The organism is Pantoea sp. QMID4, from assembly GCF_030270445.1.
GTDB lineage: Bacteria > Pseudomonadota > Gammaproteobacteria > Enterobacterales > Enterobacteriaceae > Pantoea > Pantoea vagans.
This window is the reverse complement of the sequence record NZ_BSXL01000026.1, coordinates 1-746: the sequence shown is the minus strand read 5'-3', so window position 1 is coordinate 746 and position 746 is coordinate 1. Positions and strand designations below refer to the sequence as shown.

Below are 746 nucleotides of genomic sequence, written 5' to 3'. Positions count from 1 at the left end.
CAGGGTGATGACGCGGTCAGCAACGCAGGCACCCTGGTGCTGAACGGCGGCAGCACGCTGGGCAGCAGCGTGACGAACACCGGCACCCTCGCCCTCAGCGACGAGCAGGGAAGCGCCGCTGAAATCACCGGCAGCCTCACTAACGGCGGCAGCGTGGTGCTGAACCCGACGTCCCACAGCGCGGGCAACACCCTGACCGTGGACGGCAACTACACCGGCGCCGCGGGCAGCACCGTGTCGCTGGGCGGCGTCTACGCCGGCGACGACTCCCTGACCGATAAGCTGGTCGTGAAGGGCGACACCTCGGGCACCTCGGCCCTGAACATCGCCAACGAGAACGGCTCCGGGGCGCAGACCCTGGAGGGCATTCAGGTGGTACAGGTGGACGGCAGTTCAGGCGCCACCTTCACCCAGGGCAACCGCGTGGTGGCCGGGGCGTACGACTATGCGCTGCAGAAGGGCAACGCCTCCGGCACCGACGATAAAGGCTGGTACCTGACCAGCTACGTGACGCCGGCCCCGCAGCCTGACCCTGTTAACCCTGTTAACCCTGTTGACCCTGTTAACCCTGTTAACCCTGTTAACCCTGTTAACCCTGTTGACCCTGTTGACCCTGTTGACCCTGTTAACCCGCACGCCGTGCGCATGGTGCGCCCGGAAGCCGGCGCCTACGCCGCCAACCTGCAGGGCTCGCGCGACCTGTTCACCCTCTCCCTGCACGACCGGGCCGGCACCTCGCTCTACAC

At 66.8% G+C, this 746-nt stretch carries 1 protein-coding gene; it reads left to right on the top strand.

Annotated elements, in window-relative coordinates; genetic code table 11:
• Positions 1 to 746: autotransporter outer membrane beta-barrel domain-containing protein (locus QSK07_RS22655; protein WP_285797972.1), on the top strand; the 746-nt coding region annotated here is incomplete at both ends.